The organism is Dyadobacter sp. CY351 (genome assembly GCF_021502625.1).
Taxonomy (GTDB): Bacteria; Bacteroidota; Bacteroidia; order Cytophagales; family Spirosomataceae; genus Dyadobacter; species Dyadobacter chenhuakuii.
In genome coordinates, this window is sequence record NZ_JAKFFU010000012.1 from 183953 (window position 1) to 204725 (window position 20773).

Sequence of the window (20773 nt, forward strand, 5' to 3'; positions counted from 1 at the left end):
TGCGCGATGCAGACTACGCAAAACAAATTTGAGCAATTCAAGCTTAACCGTCAATTACTCAATGCCATTGAAGAAGCGGGATACACCGAGCCAACGCCCATCCAGGAGCAGGCCATCCCGCTCGCTTTATCGGGACAGGACATTCTGGGCATAGCCCAAACAGGCACAGGCAAAACCGCCGCTTATACATTGCCGCTCTTAATGCGGATTAAATATGCCCAGGGCGAGCACGCCCGGGCATTAATTATGGCTCCTACGCGCGAGCTGGCCATGCAAATTTCAGAAGCCATCGCGCAGCTGAGCAAGTACACCGACATTCGTACAGTTGTGCTTTTCGGTGGAGTAGGAGCCAAGGCACAGATCGAGGCGATACGGAAGGGCGTTGACATCATTGTGGCCACGCCCGGCAGGTTCATGGATCTTTATTTTCAGGAAGAGGTCATTGTCAAGCATCTGAATGTGATGATCCTGGACGAAGCCGACAAAATGATGGACATGGGCTTCATGCCGCAGATCCGGAAATTGCTCGAAATCATTCCCACAAAAAGGCAGAATATGCTTTTTTCAGCCACATTCTCGGATAAAGTGGAAAGGCTGTCCTTCGAATTTCTCGAATTCCCAACGCGCATTGAAGTAACACCTCAGGCCACAACGGCCGAAATGGTTTCCCAATCCATTTACGAATTGCCCAATTTTCGCACGAAAATCAATCTTTTGACCCATTTACTGAAAGATCGGGAAGCATTCAACCGTGTCTTGATTTTTACGAGGAGCCGGGAAGTTGCCGGATTGGTCCATCAGAATCTGCTCGATAGGGTGGTGCGCGAGGATGAATTGAAAGTAATCCATGCCAACAAAGGACAGAACACGCGGACCAATGCAATGGAAGCATTTAAAGAAGGTTCCGTGCGCGTAATGGTGGCAACGGACGTGGTAGCCCGGGGCATTGATATCACGGAAGTAAGCCACGTCATCAATTTCGACGTTCCGCTGATTTACGAAGATTACGTGCACCGGATCGGCAGAACGGGCCGTGCAAACCGCATTGGACAGGCCATCACATTCATGACCATGGCCGACGAATATCACATCCGGAAAATCGAAAAAATGATCCGCATGGAAATCCCGCGGATGGAGTTGCCTGAGGATCTGGAAGTCGCTTCAACGCCCGTTACAGAACGCCAGGACATGCTGAGGGAGATAGATAACCAAAAAAGAAAGGAAGATCCGACGTTTTTGGGAGCCTTTCACGAGAAGAAAAAAACGTATCGCCCGGCGCAGAAACAACCCAATAAAGGAGGGTCAAACCGTCGTAATTCGTCCGGAAGAAGTAAACGGAAATAATGCAATACTATTTAGATAAAACCGTTTAACTTGGACAATAGAAAACCTGTTTCTCTATTAAAGTCACCTATGAAAGAGTCCGTTGTTATTTGGCTTGCTATTCTTATCCCAGTATTTGGCCTTGCACAAAACACCCATCTCGCGAGTGCCGGACCGAATACAGATACGAACCTTGCCCAAAAAAAGCCCTTAGATTTAAAAGAAAGACGCGTGCTCCCGCTTTTTGGGGAAGTAAGCAAAACTTCTGATCAGATTGACGAGGAAATCCGTTTTTTGAGTGAATGCGACAAGTCATTTACAAGTCGCGCTGAGGCGAGCAGCTTTTTTACCGCACGTGCCTGGGAATATTTGCAGGAAGGAGCATTGGATACCGCTTGCTATCGCTTCAATCTCGCGCATTTACTCAATGATAAAAATGTGGAAGCATATTGGGGCCTGGGCGTTATTTCCTACCAGCGCGAAAACTGGGTGGAGGCCAAAAGAATGCTAAGCCGGGGAATTGGTTTGCAGGGTGAAAATGTGCCGCTGCTTGTCGATTTGTCAACCGTTGATCTGAAATTATACGCGATAACAAGCCGAAAGGAAGAACTGGATGAAGCGGCCGAACTGCTTAACAGGGCCACTGCAATAGATTCTACTTATGCATTAGGCCAATACAACCTGGCTTTGTTACACTATAATCTCAATGATCTTGATAAATCGTGGGAGCATTTGCATAAAGGAAGATCGCTCGATTTTAACCAGATGAACCTTGATTTTGTGGAGCTTTTAAAAGCCAGGAAGCCAGATCCGCAAGGTTTCTTCAAATAGGTTTTCAATTTGATATACATAAAAAAAGTCTCCCGCGAAGGAGACTTTTTTCGTTTGTGATGAATATGCCTTCTGTTATTTGAAGAAGAAGCCTGTTGGCGCAACATTCACTTTTACTGAATCAACAAGTGATCCGTCTGCGCGGTAACGGAGCGCATAACCTGCCTGCGCGAACGAAGGCGTTACACCTGCATACAAAAGTCCCTGCGTAGGATCAACTGCCAAACCTGTGAAAATTCTTTTGATTAATGGCGTCGTAACATTCACCTGCGCGTCGCTGATGCCGAATTTATAAGTTCCTCCATGTTCGCCGGCAGCATCAAAGTATGACAGAACAAAGAAAACCGTTCTCTTATCCGGGCTGAAAGCAAAGTTGGATGCAGATTTGGTCGCATCGCTTCCCAATGATAACGTAGCGTCTGCATTGTAAGAATCAGGGTTCATTTTAATGACCTTAATGCCATCATTTACCCAAAGTTTTCCATCCGCATCAATCCCGATCGGGTTTGGTGCGTTTTCAAATGAAATTGATTTATCAATTGCGTTTGTGGTCGTATTGATCACCGTCAACGTTGTGCCGCCGCCATAGGAAACCGTTCCCACAAACAACTTGCCGTTATTCAAAACCAGATTTTCCGGCCCGCCTGATGTGATCTCGATTTGGTCAACCACTTTATTGGTAACCAAATCAACGACAGCTACATAACCGGTCGTGAATTTGAAATCGGCATTGGTCCCCCAGCAAGACACATATGCTTTGTTGTTGGTCCCAAAAACCACTTCCCGTGGATTCTCGATTTCCGGCGCGCCAATGGTCGCAATTCTCTGGAACGTGTTGCTGTTGACAATCTCAACCTTATCCTGGCCGGCAGACATATTGTCCACAAGGATGATCCCGGTTGCGTCCAGGGCCACATAATCCTGCACGCCGCCTTTCAATGTAGTCCCGTTTGCCGTGTTGAAAATGTCAATCTCCGCAGTGGTTTGTTCTCTCGTAAAGAACGAGATCGCTCCGTTATTTTGAGAGAAATTCCCTTCATTCACCACAAATACACCCTGGATATAATCACCCTTCGGAGCTGGGTCGCTTTGGTTACACGACCATGCGAAAAGAGACAAAGAGGTAAGAGATGCTAATCTGAATAACTGTTTTTTCATTTTTTGCTTTATTAGTTGTAAAGTTTTTGCCACATAACCTCTTGTAAGACATTACTTTGCGGAATGCGGCGGGTCATAAATTAAAATTAAACTTAATGCAAAGCTTCTGCCAGGCATTGCATTGTTTCTTACATTTAGATAAAACGTGTTTGCCAGATTATTGATCTGTCCCTGCAACCGCATTTTTATTTTATCCCAGACAAAAGTATGTTCTGCCAGCAAATTTGTGAGCGTATATCCTTCTAAAAATTGCGTATTATCAAATGTGCTAAAACGCTTGCTGATCGTCTGCGCCTGACCTGTGAGCCTCGTATTTTTATATTGGATAAATGCATTCAAATTTCCTGAATGCATCGGCACAAATACAAGCTGCTTGCCGATAATATCCGAGGAATAGGCATCATAAGCTTTTTCCTGAGCACTTTTATTTAGCGCATACCCTAGGTTGATGCCTGATTTCCAGTCATTTATCTGATGCCGCCACCCAGCCTGCGCTTCAATTCCACGCGCGAGCACTTGCTGCAAGTTTTCTACACGGTAACTTTGCGTAGGATTCCAATAAGTCCAGTCCTTAATGCGGTTGTGATATGCCGTCAGGGAAGCCGAAAATGTTTGGTTAGCATCGATAACAAAGTTTTGTTCGAGGCCAACTTCTTTGTTCCACCCGTTTTCCGGCCTGATATCCGGGTTTCCGAGTTCTTTCCAGAAGCGTTCATTCAATGTAGGCACGCGATAACTTCTTCCTATTGAGCCTCTTAATTTCAGATTATGGGCTTCTTTTTGGACTAAAAAATAGTCTGCTCCTAATGAAGGCGTGAATGGCGGATCAAATTTAGTTACAAATGCCTGCCTTAAATTCCCGGAAATGACCAGTCGGGCGGTGGCCTGCCAGCGCGTTAACAGAAAAATGTCACCTCTGTTTTCTGTCACCAATGCTTTATCATAGCCAGCGACCTGGGCGCGGTAATGTGCCCATTCGCCTCCTGCTTTAATTTGAATTGCATTGAATTGAAAATCGCGTTCGACACGGTTTGAAAACTTGTCTGTTACCGCATGGTCCAGCTGACTATAATCACCTTTGGCATAATCAATAATGTCTCTCACCCACGAAGTGCGGATTGTGAAGTCTTTAAATTGATAACGTAACATGGTCCTGTAAGCCTCCGTTAAGGTCAGTTCGCGGCCAGCTTTGTCTTCCGGTGTTAACGTGAGCCGGTTACGGGTTAGCCACACATGCGCCGAAATCTGATGATCATTTTTTGAGTTGAAAAACAAATCCTGCACCAGACCACGCTGGAAAGAAGTGGATGGCAAAACAGTGTATTGATTTCGCTCGGTGTATGGAAAATCGTTGTTCATACGGCCGTCATACACATTTGTCTTGCCTGAAAAGCTCCACTGATCACTGATCACCGCCGCATAGCGGGCTGTAACCTGGGTCTGGTGGTTGTTGAAACTTTCCTGCTGCCGGCCGATTGAAAGCTGCAAAGGCTGGGTCGATGGAGCGCTTCCCAGCAAAATACTTCCACCCACGGCATCACTGCCGACAATGCTGGCAGCAGAGCCATATTGGACAGAAAGCTGATCAAAACCGGTAACTGGGATGGTTGAATAATCTGTCTGGCCAAGGATAGGAGAATTAATGTTCAAACCATTCCATAACACAGCGGTATGGTTAGCCGACGTTCCGCGGAAAGAGGCCGTATTAAGCTGACCGGGGCCGTAATTTTTAAATGCAATCGGCGTGTAAAGTGAAAGCAGCTCGCTGATATTCTGGAAGCGGAAAAGATTCAGAGACGCCGAATCGAACTTTTGGATTTTGAGCCCGCTCATGAATTTTTCAGGAACAAAACCCTTTACGATAACAGGTTCCAAACGAATGCTATCCGACTGTGCAACGAGCATTTCCGGACGGAAAAGCCATGTGGCAATGGTCAAAGCCAAAAAAAACTTCCGGTCAATAATCACCTGGTGTCAAATATGTAGCGTTATCAGCTTTGTTTTTCCTCCGAAAACAAAATTTGATAGATCAACTTCTGGCAGGTCTCCTGGCTCGTCTTTTTGGTCCGTGGCCTTCCCGTTCGAGGAACAGTGGCATAGGGGATTGGATCAATATAAACAGACTCACAGTTGCGGGGACAGCTTCCGGTTCAACGGAATTCCCTATTAAGCCTTCATGCCGCATTGAAGCAGCTTTCGGCGCCAAAGGTGCAAAGGTAGTGAATTGGCGGGATTTCCGACGCGGTAACATATCCTTTATCTTCTGTATGATATGCTTTATCTTTGACCAAAATCCTGATCATTGTTGGCTGCTCCTGCTCAAAATCCGACTGCAACTTCTTCGCAAAAAGGCATTTATCTGATGCTCGGTGCTGCATTTTTCTTTTCCCTCACCTCCGCAATTTCCAAGTGGCTCGGCCGTGATTTCCACATTGTACAGCTTGTATTTTTCCGGAACATTGTTGGGGTTGTGTTTGTAGTCACCAGCATTTGGCGACGTCCTGTAAGGCAGCAGGGAGGCAAGCTGGGGCTGCTTATTTTCCGCGGCGTTGTGGGCACATTGTCGTTGTATATGCTTTTTTATGCGATACAAACGTTGGGGCTTGGCCGCGCCTCCACATACCAATACACTTATCCCATTTTCCTCGCATTGCTATCCTGGCTGCTGATCGGCGAAACGCTCAATTCCCGTGAGTGGGCAGCTATTTTTGTTGGCTTTACCGGCATCCTGTTCGTTTTCCGGCCCGACCTTTCCATTTCGCTGCGGGACAATGCCTTAGGGCTTGGCAATGCATTGTTAACAGCAATTTCTTATTTGTCAATCAGGCAGTTAGGTGTTGTTTATGACTCACGCGCGATCATTCTTTCTTTTATGTTGAGCGGCATTGTGATGCCCATTATTTCCATGCTCGTCGGGACTTACTATCCTATGGAAAATCTGGATTTCCTGATTGGCACATTCACCTGGCCAACTCACATTGCGCAATGGCTTGGCTTTCTGGCGCTCGGACTGACGGCGCTCATGGGTCAGAGAATGCTGACGCAATCCTTCACATTTGACAAAGCCGGGCGCGTTGCTGCCATTGGATATTCCAATATTCTGTTCTCAGTTCTGATCGGTTTTTTCATGGGAGAGGCCATTCCTTCATTCTCTATGTTCGCAGGCATGTTGCTGATCGTGGCGGGAGGGATTATGGTTTCGCTGGCAAAAAGAAAGCCCGCTATGGCAGCCGACCGAAATAATAAAGTCAGCCGTTAAGCACAATTATTCCACAGTGAAATTTGTTCAGTTATTGAAATCAAATGAAGTTATGAAAAGATCAGCTGCATCATTTTTTCTGTTTTTGGCCATTCTAACAGTGGCCTCGGGTTTCAGATCCGACAAGAACAGGCCTGCGGAAGGCATTCAATGGTTAACAATTGAAGAAGCCTACGCTAAAATTCAGCAAGAGCCCCGCAAGGTTTTGATCGATGTATATACTGATTGGTGCGGATGGTGCAAAGTGATGGACCGCGAAACATTCAAAAATAAAGCAGTTGTCGAATACGTCAACCGCAAATACTACGCCGTCAAGCTCGATGCAGAACAGAAAAAAGCCATCACATTAGGAGACAAAAAATTCGAATTTCTCTCCGAAGGCGGGCGCGGTGTACATCAACTCGCATTAGCTCTTACCAACAACCAACCCAGTTACCCAACCACCGTTTTCCTGGACGATGAATTCAACATGATCCAGCCCTTACCCGGCTACATGAAACCCAAAGAATTCCACCAGGTAATCACATTCATAGGAGAAGATTACCACAAAAAAGAAGCCTTCGATACTTATAAATCAAAGACTTATAATGAGTTGTTCGCGGGTAAGTAGGTTTCTATTTCCGCAGGACCAAAATCGCGGAGCGATGCCATATTGGTAGAAATTCTAAACCGTCTCTCCCTCCTGCATGCGCTCTGCGTTCTCTGCGATGCGTAGTCTTTCGATAAATTCTCCGATGTCACCTTCCATAACTGCCGGAAGATTGTAAACTGTGTAGCCAATGCGGTGATCGGTAATGCGGCTTTGCGGGTAGTTGTAGGTGCGGATCTTATCGGAGCGGTCGCCGCTTCCTACCATTGATTTTCTTTGCGAGCTGATGGCGTCGTTATGCTCTTTTAATTTGATCTCGTACAGCCTCGAACGCAAAACACTCAATGCGCGGTCCTTGTTTTTCAACTGTGAACGCTCATCCTGGCAGCTTACCACCAATCCGGATGGAATGTGTGTCAGACGAACCGCGGAATAAGTGGTGTTAACCGACTGTCCACCAGCACCTGACGATTGAAATGTATCTACGCGGACATCATTCATATTTATCTGAACATCCACTTCCTCTGCTTCTGGCAGCACAGCCACGGAGGCCGCTGATGTATGGATGCGACCCTGCGATTCAGTTTGCGGAACGCGCTGAACGCGGTGTACGCCCGATTCAAACTTCATTTTCCCGTAAACGTCCTCTCCTTCAACTTTACAGATAATCTCTTTATATCCGCCGTTGGTGCCTTCGGTAAAATCCATGATAGAAGAACGCCAGCCCATTTTTTCAAAAAATCGCTGATACATTCTGAACATATCGCCCGCAAATATCGCAGCTTCATCACCACCGGTTCCGCCGCGGACTTCGAGTATAATGTTGCGGCTATCATTAGGATCTTTTGGAATAAGCAGCTCTTTGATCGCCTGTTCGAGCTGCTCCAATTTTGGGGTCAGGTCGTCCAGTTCTTCTTTTGCCATTTCCCGAAGCTCTTCATCCTTTTCGGTCGAGATGAGTTCTTTGGTTCCGGCTATGTCTTTTTGCAATTTCAAATAAAGGGCATACTGCTCCACGATCTTTCCCAGATCCTTATATTCTTTGCTTATTTTGGAATAACGGGCAGAGTCCGAAACGATTTCCGGTTGTATAATTTGTTGCGAAACTTCTTCGAAACGTTCTTTTATGGCTTCTAATTTATCGATCATCTTTATTGAATATCTTTGGCACCACGCATTCGGGGCACAAAGATACGCATTTTAGATAAATGAAGGTTTTCTGAGATATCCGCGGGCTCGTGAATTAGATGCTTTGGAATACTGTTACCCATTTATAATGTGCATGGAAATGAAAAAAATACTGGTTGTTGCGGCGCTGATCATGTTTATGACGAGCTGCGATACGGGAAACCGCGTTGAGAATACGAAGGAGCTGTCTAACGAAATAAATGCGTCAAAAATAAAACGTGTGACCAACACGCAGCTTGTTTATTCGGCTGATGCCTGGGGTAAAAAAATCGCTAAGATCGCTGAAAAGGCGCTAGCCAACGAATTGGAAAAGCATCCGGAAAAAGCCGGAGAAATCTGCCAGAAATTAGCCGAAATTCCGGTGGTTGCCGCATTGCAGAAAGAATATGGTGTTAAGGTTGAGCTTCTGGATATGACTGACCTTAAAAATCCCGACCTCGCGCTGAAAGAGCGGGAATTGCTGGACGCATATCTTTACAGCGCCAAAAGCAAATCCGTCGCCAGCGATAATCTCCAGCAACTCAGCGACACATTACTGGTCTACAATGTGCCCGTCCCCGTAGAAAGCATCATCTGCAAATCATGCCTCCCAAAAGACGAAACACCATTCGCAGTATGGCGACTGTTGTTCAACAAAAAAGACATCATCAGAAAGCTGGATGCGAAACAGTTGAAGGATTGATTCTGTGTCCGGAATGCTTTTTTTAAGAATTAAAGTAAAAATTGCTGTTCCTTTTCCCAATGCAAGCTCCTATTAATAAGACGATTCCGAAAGTTATTGAGAATGAGGTTTTAAAGGCTTTGTCTTTTTATCCTGAGTTACGGGAGACGCGGATTGATTTTGTTTTCAAGCGCAACATTAAGCGATCCGTCATGCAGGCGCAACCCAAAATTGGGACGATGTTTGGGACAAAACGGGGCTATAACATTAACATTAGTGCCCTTTTCCGGTTAACTACTTCCGCGATCCCGATTCACCAGATCCCGCCGGACATTATGGTTGGCTGGATAGGCCACGAACTGGGTCATGTGATGGATTATGAAAACAGGGATGTTATAGGAATGATGCGGTTTGGGATCGGTTATTTATTTTCAACCAAATATATCCAGCAAGCCGAAAGAGTCGCCGACACCTATGCAGTGAATCATGGGCTAGGAAGCTATATCGTTAAGACAAAGCATTTTATACTCAATCACGCGAGTTTGTCGGAGAAATATAAAAGCAAAATCGCCCGGCTATATCTTTCACCGGACGACATTATGGAGCAAGTCAAAAAGCTGGAAGCCGCTCAGCTCGATGCACGAAAAAAGGAAGATCAAGAGTAATTCCTGACAAAGGACTCAAATTCAAGAAAATCTTCTTCCTTCATCACGCGTGGGATTTTTACCTGCCCACCGAGTTTTTTAGTCTCTTCGCTCCATTTATAGAAAATCTCTTCCGGGATCAGTTCCGTTTCGATCCCCTTCAAAGCACGTCCACGCGCTACATTATAGTTCTTATTATTTTCCCGAAGCGTTTTATCCAGTGATTCAGCAACTTTAATTGGATCCGGCGATTTATCGCAACTTAAAATCCATTTGTGAATATAATCCTCGCCTCTGTGTACAGCTGCAACGATAAATTCTTTGATCACCACATCATATTCTTGTTCGAGAACCCGCAATGCATCATTCATCTGATTCACTGAAAGTTGCGAACCTACTACATTCAGAAAATGCTTGGTGCGACCGGTGATTTTTATTTCGGCTTTTGCCTTGTCTGTAATTTGCACCGTATCACCGATCATATAGCGCCATGCGCCTGATACTGTGGACAATAACAATACATATTCGACATTTTCCCCCGCCTTTTCCAGAGACAAAACAGGCGCACCGGGTTTCACCAAACCGTTTTCATCCACATGGTCGCCATTGAAGGGCACAAATTCATAAAAGATGCCGTTATCAGGAAAAAGCGCCATGGAGTTTGTATCAGGGCGTTTTTGAATAGCGATAAACCCTTCGGAAGCCAGATAGGTGTCAATGTAAACAAGCGGATGAGCGAATAATTGTTCAAGGCTCTTCCGATAAGGCTCAAATGCGACTCCACCGGTTGTATAAACCATCAGATTCGGCCATATTTCATGAATGTTGTTCAACTTATTATGGCTGATAATCTCTTTCAGCATTAACTCAACCCACGCCGGAATTCCTGAAATGCATCCTATATCCCATTTTGGGGCTTCTTCTGCAATTCTTTTCACGCGCTCGTCCCAGTCGGCAATATCTGCAATTTCTCTCCCCGGCTTGTAAAATCCGCCAAACCAGGTCGGCAGGTTACTGGCACTGATCCCGCTGATCTCACCTTCCTGGTGGTCGTCTTTCTGGATTAAGGAAGTGCTGCTGCCCAGCATTAAAATTTGTTTGGTAAAAAAATCACCGGGCAAATTGAATGCATGAATGTTCGTAATTTCTGAAATGCCTGCTTTCCTGATCGCGGTTAACATATCATCAGTAACAGGAATGTATTTGCTGGCACTTGTGGTCCCGCTGCTTAGCGCAAAATACTGCTGTCCGCCGGGCCAGGTCACATTCTGGTGGCCTTCAAGCAAATAGTGCCACCATTCACCGAACATTTTGTCATAATCGTGAACGGGCACTTTGTCCTGAAAAGCAGCAATAATATCGTCAGCTTTCAGAAGCTCCGAAAAGTCATAAGCTTTACCAAAAGCGGTCAATCGTGCAGTTTCAAGCAGGTTTCGTAAAACTTTTTCCTGAGCTTTGAAAGGATCAGGATCACTGGTAATCATTCCTGTAAAATCAATCGCCTTTTTTATCAGTTCTCCGATTACCGCCATGCTTAGTTGTGCTTTTAATTGACCAAAATCATTATTTGCTTACAACATGGTAAATTTCGTACCAGTCTTCGTGGCTGAGTTTTATATCCGATGCGCTTGCGCCATTTCTGATACGTGTTTCCGAAAGTGAGCCGATAATGGGCAGAGTCCCCAGTCTCATCAGCCAGGCAACGGCAGTTTGCTCGATATTTGCATCGTATTTTTTACCGATCTCATCAAGTTTGGCTCTAAGGCGCACAGCTTTTTCTTCTGTTCCGTTCAGAATTTTCCCACCCGCGAGCGGTGCCCATGCGAGCGGTTTACTGAAATTTTGCTTAATAAAATCGATACGACCATCTTCAATAGCCGTCGTATTCATCAAATTCAATTCGATGTGATTGGTAACGATCGGGATCCTTAAATAGGAAGCCAGTAATTGGTGCTGGAAAACTGTAAAGTTGGCAACGCCGATATGTTTCGTTTTTCCTGACTTTACAATTTCTGCAAGCGCTGTCGCTGTTTCTTCCGGATCGGCCAGAAAATCACTTTGATGCAGTAAAAAAATGTCGAGATAATCCGTCTTGAGGCGTTTCAGCGATCCGTTAATGCTGTTGACAATGTGGTCACGGGATGTGTCGTAATAAGTCAGGTTTTTATCAGCAGATTTTCTGATCCCGCATTTGCCAAACAAGACAATTTCGTCTCTTTTAAAAGATTTATTTTGAACTACTTTCCCGAAATGCTCTTCAATCGCAGTGTCTCCATAAACATCGGCATGATCAAAAGTGTTGATACCCAGTTCCAGACAGAGATTGACAGTTTTTTCAATTTGAGACGTGGTTTGGGCACCTTCGTCTGTCCACCTCCAGAAGCCGTAAATTGCTTCGGAAACTTTGGGGCCAGAGTCGCTTAAACTAACTTTTTTCATAAGGCGGATGTTTGAATGCTGGTGCAAAAATATCTATTTATCCAAACGTTTATCTTTTACGATCAGATAAATATCGTTTTCCAGTTCGAGATAACCGTAATCATACACAAAGTGGTAAATGTTCCCTTTGAGTGTTGGGCGAATGCTGGTGATGAGATTAAAGTCGAATCCTTTGCCTGTCAGCAGGCTTTTTGTTGTTTTGATTTTGTCTTCGGGGCAGATTTCTTCCAGTATCCGGCGATTTTTCCGGAGCTGGTTGTTCATGGTCCTGACGATGTTATAAGAATCTGAATTTAACCGGTTATTGTAGCTGTTCCGGCACATATCCAAGCAGAATTTTTTATCTACCCTCCCCATTAGTGGTTTCCCGCATTCCAGGCAATTCTTCATTTTGTCAACGTTTATTCAGATCCGCTTTACGGAATCCGGTAAGTGTGCATATGTGATCTCTTAGTGCAATATAGCAAAATTACTTTTTCAGCGATAAACTAACGGATTTACCCGTTTGCAAACGGCTGCAAATGCTTGTACCTGACTGTAAATAGTTAATAACCGAATCGTATCCCACCGATCCAGCACATTTGCATTGTCGATTGATCACGATCGATTTGTAAGGTTAAGTATTCATTTTAAACAAACAGAAATCATGAATTCAGTAAAGCTAATCGGAAATGTAGGGCGGGAAATTAATGTGAAGGAGTTTGAAGGCGGAAGAGCGGTAACTTTTTCGCTGGCAACGGATGAAAATTATATCAATAAGAACAAAGAGGAGGTCAAATCGACTTCATGGCATTCAATTATTGCGTGGGGACCGCTTGCGCAGCGTTGCGAAGCTATGCTTGAAAAAGGAAAAATGGTGTCTGTGGAAGGAAAACTAAGTCATCGCCAGTACATAAATAAGGATAATCAACCGGTGCGGGCGGTGGAAATTGTGGCTTTTAAAGTGGAGGAGATTGTCAGAAAAGAGCCGCAGGAGGCGAATGCTTAAATAAATGCTGGCTGCAATGATCTAGCAGGGATGAGACAGAAAAAGCCTGGTCTTAACAACAGTGAAGTTATTAAGACCAGGAATGATGTTACAAGCTGTTTTCCAAAGCTGCTTTCCAGTTGCCGTAAGCTTCTTTGGTGGCTTCTGTTAATGCTTGATCAGGTTCAATCGTGCTTAATGCAGACAGGCCTACAAATGCCTCAGACCGGTTTTTGTAATAACCGAGTCCGAATCCTGCTGCACGGGCAGCGCCCTGGGCGCCGTCTGTGTTGTAAAGTTCCACGGTTGCCCCGGATACATTGGCAAATGTTTCTCGGAAAACAGGGCTCAGGAACATGTTTGCCTCACCTGCACGGATATTTTTCAGAGATACGCCTACGGTTTCCATGATTTCCATGCCGTAGTACAAGGCGAAAACAATGCCTTCCTGTGCAGCGCGTGTATAGTGGTTCAGACCGTGGCGGCTGAATTGTAAGCCTTTGAATGTGCTTCCGGGATCCTGGTTTTCAAGCATCCGTTCTGCACCATTTCCGAAAGGAAGACAGAACAGCCCATCAGCGCCGACAGGGGCCTGTGAAGCAAGTGCATTCATTTCGGGATAGGAAACATTGCCTTGGAACAACGAATTGCGCAGCCAGCCGTTCAGACTTCCGGTGCCGTTCACGCAAAGCAATACGCCATAACGGGATGCTTTTGATATGGGGTTAACGTGCAGGAATGTATTTACACGGGATTTTGCGTCAAATTTCACCTGATCGCTCACGCCATAAACCACGCCGGATGTTCCGGCAGTTGCCGCAACTTCGCCCGGTTCGAGGACATTCAGCGAGAATGCATTGTTGGGCTGGTCGCCAGCGCGATAGGTGACAGGAATGCCAGCGCGAAGTCCCAATGCTTCGGCTGCGGATGCCGTAACTTTTCCTTGTTCCGAGAATGTGGGTAAAACCTCCGGCATAATCTCGTGATTGAAACCGAAATAATCGAAAAGGAAATCTGCCGGCCGGTCATTGACAAAATCCCAAAAAATACCTTCGGATAAGCCCGATGGCGTGGTAACAATGTCGCCGGTCATACGTGCCGCCAGGTAATCGCCCGGAAGCATGAATTTATAAACCTTTGCATAAACGTCAGGTTCATTTTCCTTAACCCAACCCAATTTGGATGCCGTGAAATTGCCAGGAGAATTAAGCAGGTGCGGAAGCACGTATTCTTCGCCCAATGCTTCCATTGCCTTATTTCCAACCTCAACTGCGCGACTGTCGCACCAGATGATGGATGGACGCAAGACATTCATGTCCTTGTCTACAACCACCAAACCGTGCATTTGATATGAGATCCCGATCGCGCCAACCTCCTCCGGTGAAATGCCAGCTTTCTGGATTACTGCCTTTGAAGCCAGGCAGGCATTCTGCCACCACATTTCAGGCTGTTGCTCCGCAAAGCCCGGCTTGGGTGCGGCGATCGTCATTTCCCGTTCAGGATAAAATGCAGCGGCAGCCACTGCTCCCGAGTCTGCGTGGATCAAACATGCTTTTACGGACGAACTGCCTAAATCGAATCCCAAGAAATACATTGTGCTATTATGATTAAAATTGCTGTAATATTTAAATATAAGCCGAAAAAAATACAAAAATGTTCCCTCGGTTTTGAAAAAGCAAACTGTTAAGTGTAAATATTACACTTATTTATTTTCTTACTGTCTAACCGCTTTTACCACGAAAAACGAAAAAGATATCCAGTGCCGGAAAAATTCACTATTTTAATGAAGATATTGAAACAATTTGAATCTATTTGTAGTCTTATTTGTGTTATCGAAGCAAAGCACCAAATAGCTGATTGTTGATTTCAAGGTGTAAATTTTAAGAAAACGGAGCATCCGTCAATGGGTATTATGAAAAAAATTGTACAAGTGGTTTTGATTGGTGGCTTTATTGTGATGTTCGCCGGATTCCGTCCCATCGAAAAAAAGTGGGAAAAACCCTTCTCCCGGCTGGATAGTGAGGTAAGAAAGAACAGCAAAGCGTACCAGACGCTTGGTGAAGCAACAAAGACGATCGGGCATAGGCTTACCGGCAGTGTGAATGGAGAAAAAGCCGAAGAATATGCATTTCAGCTCCTGAAAAGTTACGGGTTTACAGATGTTGCCTTTCAGCCGTTTGAGGTTGAAGCGTGGATGCGCGATACGGTAACATTGTCTATTGCACCAAGCAGCAGCGATAATTTCAGAGAAGTTCCGGTTGTTTCACTGGCCCACTCACCTGTAGAATCCAAACTTCAGGGTGAAATCGTAGATGTAGGCAATGGTCTTGAAGAGGACTTTGAGGCAATTAAGGAGCGTGTAAAAGGCAAAGTAGCCCTTGCGAACATTAACTTAGTAGGATCTCCTGGTAAGAAAAACCTGCACCGTTCGGAGAAAACGGCTTTGGCAATCAAATATGGCGCAACTGGCGTGATCATGGTTAATGGAGCGCCGGGCAAGATCTTGCTTACGGGAACAGCTTCTGTAACTGGTGCTATCATTTCGATTCCGGCGGTTTGTATTTCAAACGAAAGCGGCGGTGAGCTGCGCAAATGGCTGAAAGAAGAAGGCCCGCTCGAAGCGCACATTGATATGCACAACATTTCGAAACCGATTAAGGCAAGGAATGTGATTGCAACATTAAGGGGAAAAACAGATGAGAAAGTGATCATCGGCGGCCACCTGGATTCGTGGGACCTGGCCACCGGCGCAATCGACAATGGCATAGGATCATTTGCAGTAATGGATATTGCGAGAACCTTCAAAGCGTTGAAAGTGAAGCCCGAGCGCACGATTCAGTTTGTATTATTCATGGGCGAAGAGCAGGGCCTTTTGGGATCAAAGCACTTCGTGGGCGAATTAAAGAAATCGGGAGAGATTAATAAGGTGAGTTATATGATGAACCTGGATATGACAAACGATCCGAAAGGCGTTAATGCTTTTGGAAGGGACGAAATGAACGAGTTTTTTGCAGGTGTAGGCAGTGCCATTCAGCATGTAGACCAAAGCTTTAAGAACGAATCGTCTAACCGTGCTGGCTTGCACAGCGACCATCAGCCATTTATGCTTGAAGGCGTTCCCATAGCAGGATTATCCGGTCATCTGGATCCGAATGTTTTGCAATGTTACCACGCTGATTGTGATGATTTTAGTCTTGTAAACAAAGATCAGTTTGAAAATACCGTGCGCATTGCGTCCATGTATTTGTATGCGCTGGCAAACACCGAAACCATAGCCGTTTCCAAGCTTTCTGATACCAAAACACGGGATTTTCTGATTTCACAGGGGTTGAAGGAAGAATTGGTCATTGGGCAGGAGTGGCGGTGGGAACAATAAAACCTAGTAATGCTTGTATTTCCGAACGCAAAAATTAACATAGGCCTCAATATCGTCGAAAAACGTGCTGACGGTTACCATAATATTGAATCTTGTTTCTATCCCGTTGGCTGGTCTGACGCGCTGGAAATAACATTGGCAGGCGAATTTTCCTTCCGGAGTGACGGAATAGTGATCCCGGGAAATTCATCTGATAACCTTTGTACAAAGGCTTATCAAATGATCGCAGCAGATTATGCTTTGCCGGCAGTGAAAATACATTTATTAAAAAGCATTCCGATCGGAGCGGGGCTTGGTGGTGGTTCGGCGGATGCTGCATTTGCGATCAAGGCATTGAATGAGCAGTTTGACCTTAAAATATCTTTTGAAAAACAGCTTGATTACGCACGTAGATTAGGGAGTGATTGCGCTTTTTTCATTTCGAACAAGCCTGCTTATTGTTTTCAGAAAGGGGATGAATTTGAGGATATCGACCTGAATTTGAAGGGAAAGTGGATTGTTCTGGTAAATCCTGGTTTGCATATTTCAACTGTTGACGCATATTCAGGCATTGTCCCGAAACGGAATGAGCATGATCTGCGTAATGTGTTGAAAGAGCCGATTGAAAATTGGAAGTATAAAGTAAAAAATGATTTTGAAGCAACGCTTTTCCCTAAATATCCTCTCTTAGGAGAAATAAAAGAAGCATTGTATCAGCAAGGAGCCTTGTATGCTGCTATGAGCGGTTCGGGGTCAACCTTGTTTGGAATATTTGAGCTGAAAAAGGATTTGCAGAAGCATTTTGCCGATTACAAAGTCTGGCAGGGGCCATTGGATTAAAAAATATTAGCAGGCTACAAAACGCGGGAAATAGTAGTTATATTCACCTCCCGCTTGCAAACCATTAGAGAAAGAGTTGTAAATGAGCGCCAAACCAACGACCAAATTAAAGGAAAACCCTTTCACCAAACGGCGGGAACCTCTCGGGTTTATGCTTTGGCTGGGCGTGGTCGGAAGCTCGTTGCTGTTTACTTCCATCTTCATTATTTTCCTGGTGAGGGTGCAAAGGGAAACCGGGCATATGATGGTTCTGCCAGATATGTTCTGGCTCAGCACATTGGTGATCCTGTTCAGTAGTATTACATTACACGAAGCCAACCTGGCTTTTGCGAGTGAGCGTTTTTTGCATTACCGCGTATTCCTTGGCGCAACGCTAGTTCTGGGAATCACATTTATCTTACTACAAGTTGGCGGATGGGCTGAAATGCTTAATGCAGGCGTATTTGAAGGAGTAACAACTTCCAGCGGGCTAGTTTATCTCCTCACCGGATTACACCTGGTGCATATCGTTGCCGGTGTGATTTATCTAAGCATTCTTTTCCAGAAAGCGATTAAAAATCGGACTTATATAGATTCTTTCATTTACAGTGTGAATGCACCTAATAAGTTAAAGATTAAGTTGTTGACAAGATACTGGCACTTTACCGGTGCGCTCTGGCTCGTTGTATTTCTCTTCCTTATCGTTCTTTACTAGTTCGATCCTTCTTTATTAACGCTTCCTGAGAAATTACGTTTGAGGCTCCTTCTGGCAAGGAATGTGCTCAGTAATGTGAGAACAGCCGCCATGATCATGGGTGCGCCCGGCAAGTAGACAGGCGCGGCAGGCTGCGTGAAAAAGGAAAATAGATTAGTCATTAATGGTGGGCCAATAATGGATGTCAGACTTTGCAGGCTGGTTAATGCGCCCTGAATTTCGCCTTGCTCATTGGGTTGCACCTGCGTAGAAATGATGCCTTGTAACGCCGGCCCGGCAATGCTGCCCATAATGTAAGGAACCATAAAGGCGTACATCATCCAGCCCTGCGTGGCAAATGCATATAATATAAATCCAACGGCATACAAGAGTAAACCAATGTAAACACCTCGCTTCTGCCCAAGTTTCGGTAAAATTAGCCGTATTAAATAACCTTGTACAAATGCACTCAGCACACCCACAGCGCCCAATGAATAGCCAATATGCGCTTCGTCCCAGCCAAATTTTTCAATAACATAAAACGACCAGTTGCTTTGCACCGCATGCAATGCTACATAAAGCAGCCCCAGTGAGAATATCAATCCGTAAATGACCGGGTAACGTTTCAGGTTTTTTAAAGAGCCAATCGGGTTTGCCCGTGACCATTCAAATTTCCTGCGATGCTCTACAGAAAGTGATTCAGGTAAGATAAAATAGCCATAAAGGCAGTTTAACAAGGAGAATGCAGCAGCAGCGATGAACGGAACGCGGGTTCCATATTGACCGAGCAAACCGCCGACAACCGGGCCAATAATGAAGCCCAGGCCAAACGCAGCGCCAAGCAAGCCGAAGTTTTGCGCCCGTTTTTCGGGTGTGCTGATGTCAGCAATGTACGCGGCGCCCGTTGTGAAGCTCGCGCCCATGATACCCGCAATGATGCGCCCGACATACAACCATGCGAGTGTAGGGGCAAAAGCAAGAAAAATGTAGTCAATGCCGAAACCAAACAACGAGGCAAGCAACACAGGCCGGCGGCCAAACCGGTCACTGATCCCGCCAATAATGGGGGCGCAAAGAAATTGCATGGATGCGTAAGCAAATAAAAGCCAGCCGCCATCACGGGACGCAGCACTAATGCTGTCGCCGGTGAGCTCGCTGATCAGTTTGGGCATTACCGGAATGATAATGCCGAGGCCGATTACATCTATTAACAGAGTGACAAAAATAAAACCAAGTGCGGGAGAACGTTTGTCATTCATGTGAGAGATGTTATTTCTTCAAGATCTTGAACTCAACACGGCGGTTTTGCTGCTGGCCCTCGGGCGTGTCGTTTTTGGCAACCGGAACCGTCTCACCATAACCTTTGCTGCCTACCCGGTCCGGCTCGATTCCTTTTCCGATCAGATATTCCCGGACAGAATCGGCCCGGTCCTGGGATAGCTTAATGTTGAATTCCGCGCTGCCGGTGTTGTCTGTGTGCCCACCCAATTCAATGGCCAAGGTCTTATTTTCAGTCATTGAAATGGCGATCCTGTTCAGTTCGGGAAAGGACTCCGGACTTAATGCTGACTTGCCTGTGGCGAAGAAAATGTTGTTAAGCCGCACAATCTGGCCTTCTTCGATCGGGATCAGCTTCAAAGATTTGTTGGTGATTTCTTTAAAACCCTTGGTAGCGGTGGAATCACTCAGGTCAATGTTCTCGCCTTCGGCAATAAAGTCCGGCGCTACGGCACGCATGCTGTATTTCTGACCATACGGAAGGACGATTTTGTATTCACCGGTGGTTGGATTGGTCGTCGCGGTTCCGACTTCCTCACCGTCGGCCAGGCTTTCATAAATGATCGTCGCCTCCACAGGTTTCCCCGTTTTGGAGTCGATTACCTTACCACTGATCATGACAACAGGGTCGGAGACAGGAACGCTGGCAATCGGGGCTTCGGCCGTGTCGCCGGGAACCTCTTTTGGTTTCAGGTTATAACGAACCACATCCCCTTTGCCCTCCGTGTCTTTGAACGAGACCATATAGGAGTAATCGCCCACAGCCGAAATGGTGTAGTATGCGTCATAACCGTCGGAATTAATGGCCGGGCCCAGGTTTACGGGCCGGCTCCACCGTTTCCAAGTTTTGTCAATGCGCTTGCTGTAATAAATGTCGTTGCTTCCCTGGCCGCCTTTGCGGTCGCTCGAAAAATACAATGTTACCCCGTCGGGAGCGAGAAAAGGTGTTGTTTCGGTGAATTCTTCTGAATTGATCTCATTGCCCAGGTTCATAGGTTTGGACCAGGAACCATCTTTGGCCTTGAAGCTCACATAAATGTCGTCTACCTTGCTGTTCTTTTTCTCGCTGAATGACATCACCAGTGTTTTACCATCCGTTGAAAGATAGCCGCAGTCAAACTGTCCTTTGCTGATTTTGGCATAACCCGGAATATCAATCTTATTGGGAGCAGCCCACCCGCGTGCCGTTTTTTTGCTGGTTGAAAATCCCCGCGTTTCGTACACGCCGTTTTTGTATGAACCCTTGATCAGTAATGTGTTACCGTCGGGTGTAATGCTGTAAAGACTGTTGTAATCTTCCTTGTTTAGCGGCTGGGGAAGGCGGCGGGCTTGCGTCCACTTGTCGTTTTTTAATTCCGAAAACCAGATGTCCTGACTGCCTTTGGCGCCATGCGTATTTTGCGGATGGCTTACCCTTGAAAAGTAGATGGTCTTGCCATCAGGCGAGATAATGGGGTTAATTTCATTGTATTCGGTGTTTACCGTTTTTCCGAGATTTTCCAGCTGCGCATGGGCGCAAAGGGAAACGGAAAGAAACAGCACGGTCAGTGTCGAAATGCGCATCGTTT

General features: G+C 45.7%; 19 protein-coding genes and 1 riboswitch. Of the genes, 10 read left to right on the forward strand and 9 right to left on the reverse strand.

From position 1 onward, the window contains the following. Nucleotides 1-6: 6 nt before the first annotated feature. Complete coding sequence (locus L0660_RS21410; protein ID WP_233794863.1) at nt 7-1344, forward strand: DEAD/DEAH box helicase; 1338 nt, start codon at nt 7-9, stop codon at nt 1342-1344. Between the two features lie 69 nt (nt 1345-1413). Next, a complete protein-coding gene (locus tag L0660_RS21415; protein ID WP_051350046.1) occupies nt 1414-2154 on the forward strand; it encodes a M48 family metallopeptidase in 741 nt (246 codons plus the stop codon). 75 nt (nt 2155-2229) lie between these two features. On the opposite strand, the gene L0660_RS21420 is transcribed toward L0660_RS21415, so the two are convergent. Next, nucleotides 2230-3312: a YncE family protein gene (locus L0660_RS21420; RefSeq protein WP_233794865.1), complete on the reverse strand. Its 1083-nt coding sequence runs from the start codon at nt 3310-3312 to the stop codon at nt 2230-2232. Between the two features lie 51 nt (nt 3313-3363). Then, the gene (locus L0660_RS21425; RefSeq protein WP_235161253.1) at nt 3364-5256 is read right to left on the reverse strand and encodes a TonB-dependent siderophore receptor; all 1893 of its coding nucleotides are present in this window, start codon (nt 5254-5256) and stop codon (nt 3364-3366) included. A gap of 76 nt (nt 5257-5332) precedes the next feature. Then, nucleotides 5333-5534, reverse strand: a riboswitch (cobalamin riboswitch). 83 nt (nt 5535-5617) lie between these two features. On the opposite strand from L0660_RS21425, the gene L0660_RS21430 reads away from it, so the two are divergent. Next, nucleotides 5618-6571: a DMT family transporter gene (locus L0660_RS21430; protein WP_235161254.1), complete on the forward strand. Its 954-nt coding sequence runs from the start codon at nt 5618-5620 to the stop codon at nt 6569-6571. A 52-nt stretch (nt 6572-6623) separates the two neighbouring features. Beyond that, nucleotides 6624-7181: a DUF255 domain-containing protein gene (locus L0660_RS21435; protein WP_235161255.1), complete on the forward strand. Its 558-nt coding sequence runs from the start codon at nt 6624-6626 to the stop codon at nt 7179-7181. Between the two features lie 54 nt (nt 7182-7235). Here the strand turns inward: L0660_RS21435 and prfA are convergent, their stop codons facing one another. Then, nucleotides 7236-8309, reverse strand: a complete 1074-nt coding sequence (gene prfA / locus L0660_RS21440) for a peptide chain release factor 1 (RefSeq protein ID WP_233794869.1) — start codon at nt 8307-8309, stop codon at nt 7236-7238. A gap of 139 nt (nt 8310-8448) precedes the next feature. Here prfA and L0660_RS21445 point away from each other — a divergent pair, with 139 nt between their 5' ends. Both L0660_RS21445 and L0660_RS21450 read left to right on the forward strand, forming a co-directional pair. Next, a complete protein-coding gene (locus L0660_RS21445) occupies nt 8449-9030 on the forward strand; it encodes a hypothetical protein (protein ID WP_235161256.1) in 582 nt (193 codons plus the stop codon). Nucleotides 9031-9089: 59 nt separating this feature from the next. Then, nucleotides 9090-9674, forward strand: a complete 585-nt coding sequence (locus L0660_RS21450) for a hypothetical protein (protein WP_235161257.1) — start codon at nt 9090-9092, stop codon at nt 9672-9674. Here the strand turns inward: L0660_RS21450 and L0660_RS21455 are convergent. Genes L0660_RS21455 through L0660_RS21465 form a run of 3 tightly spaced genes read right to left on the reverse strand, consistent with a single transcriptional unit; the run spans nt 9665 to nt 12482 of the window. Continuing rightward, nucleotides 9665-11185 (reverse strand): GH3 auxin-responsive promoter family protein, encoded by a 1521-nt coding sequence (locus tag L0660_RS21455; RefSeq protein WP_235161258.1) that lies wholly within the window; start codon nt 11183-11185, stop codon nt 9665-9667. The two genes, L0660_RS21450 and L0660_RS21455, sit on opposite strands and share 10 nt — an antisense overlap. A gap of 31 nt (nt 11186-11216) precedes the next feature. Continuing rightward, entirely contained in the window at nt 11217-12092 is an 876-nt protein-coding gene (locus L0660_RS21460; RefSeq protein WP_233794873.1) for an aldo/keto reductase family oxidoreductase, read from the reverse strand. Nucleotides 12093-12125: 33 nt separating this feature from the next. Continuing rightward, entirely contained in the window at nt 12126-12482 is a 357-nt protein-coding gene (locus L0660_RS21465; protein WP_235161259.1) for a hypothetical protein, read from the reverse strand. Between the two features lie 256 nt (nt 12483-12738). Between L0660_RS21465 and L0660_RS21470 the strand changes: the two genes are divergently transcribed. Then, nucleotides 12739-13080 (forward strand): single-stranded DNA-binding protein, encoded by a 342-nt coding sequence (locus tag L0660_RS21470; RefSeq protein WP_235161260.1) that lies wholly within the window; start codon nt 12739-12741, stop codon nt 13078-13080. 88 nt (nt 13081-13168) lie between these two features. Here L0660_RS21470 and L0660_RS21475 read toward each other — a convergent pair whose 3' ends face one another. Continuing rightward, nucleotides 13169-14653: a xylulokinase gene (locus tag L0660_RS21475; protein WP_235161261.1), complete on the reverse strand. Its 1485-nt coding sequence runs from the start codon at nt 14651-14653 to the stop codon at nt 13169-13171. Between the two features lie 318 nt (nt 14654-14971). On the opposite strand from L0660_RS21475, the gene L0660_RS21480 reads away from it, so the two are divergent. From L0660_RS21480 to L0660_RS21490, 3 genes are all read left to right on the forward strand, one after another. Further along, complete coding sequence (locus L0660_RS21480) at nt 14972-16435, forward strand: M28 family peptidase (RefSeq protein ID WP_235161262.1); 1464 nt, start codon at nt 14972-14974, stop codon at nt 16433-16435. Between the two features lie 9 nt (nt 16436-16444). Next, nucleotides 16445-17254 carry a 4-(cytidine 5'-diphospho)-2-C-methyl-D-erythritol kinase gene (gene ispE, locus L0660_RS21485; protein ID WP_235161263.1) on the forward strand — a complete coding sequence of 270 codons (810 nt, stop codon included), beginning with the start codon at nt 16445-16447 and terminating at the stop codon, nt 17252-17254. Nucleotides 17255-17336: 82 nt separating this feature from the next. Then, nucleotides 17337-17948 carry a heme-copper oxidase subunit III gene (locus L0660_RS21490; protein WP_233794879.1) on the forward strand — a complete coding sequence of 204 codons (612 nt, stop codon included), beginning with the start codon at nt 17337-17339 and terminating at the stop codon, nt 17946-17948. Here L0660_RS21490 and L0660_RS21495 read toward each other — a convergent pair. Both L0660_RS21495 and L0660_RS21500 read right to left on the reverse strand, forming a co-directional pair. Further along, nucleotides 17945-19186 carry a TCR/Tet family MFS transporter gene (locus L0660_RS21495; protein WP_235161264.1) on the reverse strand — a complete coding sequence of 414 codons (1242 nt, stop codon included), beginning with the start codon at nt 19184-19186 and terminating at the stop codon, nt 17945-17947. The two genes, L0660_RS21490 and L0660_RS21495, sit on opposite strands and share 4 nt — an antisense overlap. 10 nt (nt 19187-19196) lie before the next feature. Beyond that, a complete protein-coding gene (locus L0660_RS21500) occupies nt 19197-20768 on the reverse strand; it encodes an OmpA family protein (protein ID WP_235161265.1) in 1572 nt (523 codons plus the stop codon). Between the last annotated feature and the right edge of the window lie 5 nt (nt 20769-20773).

Bases quoted from the DNA above. Each gene is read 5' to 3' on its own strand.
- L0660_RS21450 (WP_235161257.1), top strand. From the start codon at position 9,090: ATGCAAGCTCCTATTAATAAGACGATTCCGAAAGTTATTGAGAATGAG.
- ispE (WP_235161263.1), top strand. From the start codon at position 16,445: ATGCTTGTATTTCCGAACGCAAAAATTAACATAGGCCTCAATATCGTC.
- L0660_RS21480 (WP_235161262.1), top strand. From the start codon at position 14,972: ATGAAAAAAATTGTACAAGTGGTTTTGATTGGTGGCTTTATTGTGATG.
- L0660_RS21445 (WP_235161256.1), top strand. From the start codon at position 8,449: ATGAAAAAAATACTGGTTGTTGCGGCGCTGATCATGTTTATGACGAGC.
- L0660_RS21500 (WP_235161265.1), bottom strand. From the start codon at position 20,768: ATGCGCATTTCGACACTGACCGTGCTGTTTCTTTCCGTTTCCCTTTGC.
- L0660_RS21420 (WP_233794865.1), bottom strand. From the start codon at position 3,312: ATGAAAAAACAGTTATTCAGATTAGCATCTCTTACCTCTTTGTCTCTT.
- L0660_RS21455 (WP_235161258.1), bottom strand. From the start codon at position 11,185: ATGGCGGTAATCGGAGAACTGATAAAAAAGGCGATTGATTTTACAGGA.
- L0660_RS21495 (WP_235161264.1), bottom strand. From the start codon at position 19,186: ATGAATGACAAACGTTCTCCCGCACTTGGTTTTATTTTTGTCACTCTG.
- L0660_RS21490 (WP_233794879.1), top strand. From the start codon at position 17,337: ATGAGCGCCAAACCAACGACCAAATTAAAGGAAAACCCTTTCACCAAA.
- L0660_RS21470 (WP_235161260.1), top strand. From the start codon at position 12,739: ATGAATTCAGTAAAGCTAATCGGAAATGTAGGGCGGGAAATTAATGTG.
- L0660_RS21415 (WP_051350046.1), top strand. From the start codon at position 1,414: ATGAAAGAGTCCGTTGTTATTTGGCTTGCTATTCTTATCCCAGTATTT.
- L0660_RS21410 (WP_233794863.1), top strand. From the start codon at position 7: ATGCAGACTACGCAAAACAAATTTGAGCAATTCAAGCTTAACCGTCAA.
- L0660_RS21460 (WP_233794873.1), bottom strand. From the start codon at position 12,092: ATGAAAAAAGTTAGTTTAAGCGACTCTGGCCCCAAAGTTTCCGAAGCA.
- L0660_RS21475 (WP_235161261.1), bottom strand. From the start codon at position 14,653: ATGTATTTCTTGGGATTCGATTTAGGCAGTTCGTCCGTAAAAGCATGT.
- L0660_RS21435 (WP_235161255.1), top strand. From the start codon at position 6,624: ATGAAAAGATCAGCTGCATCATTTTTTCTGTTTTTGGCCATTCTAACA.
- prfA (WP_233794869.1), bottom strand. From the start codon at position 8,309: ATGATCGATAAATTAGAAGCCATAAAAGAACGTTTCGAAGAAGTTTCG.
- L0660_RS21465 (WP_235161259.1), bottom strand. From the start codon at position 12,482: ATGAAGAATTGCCTGGAATGCGGGAAACCACTAATGGGGAGGGTAGAT.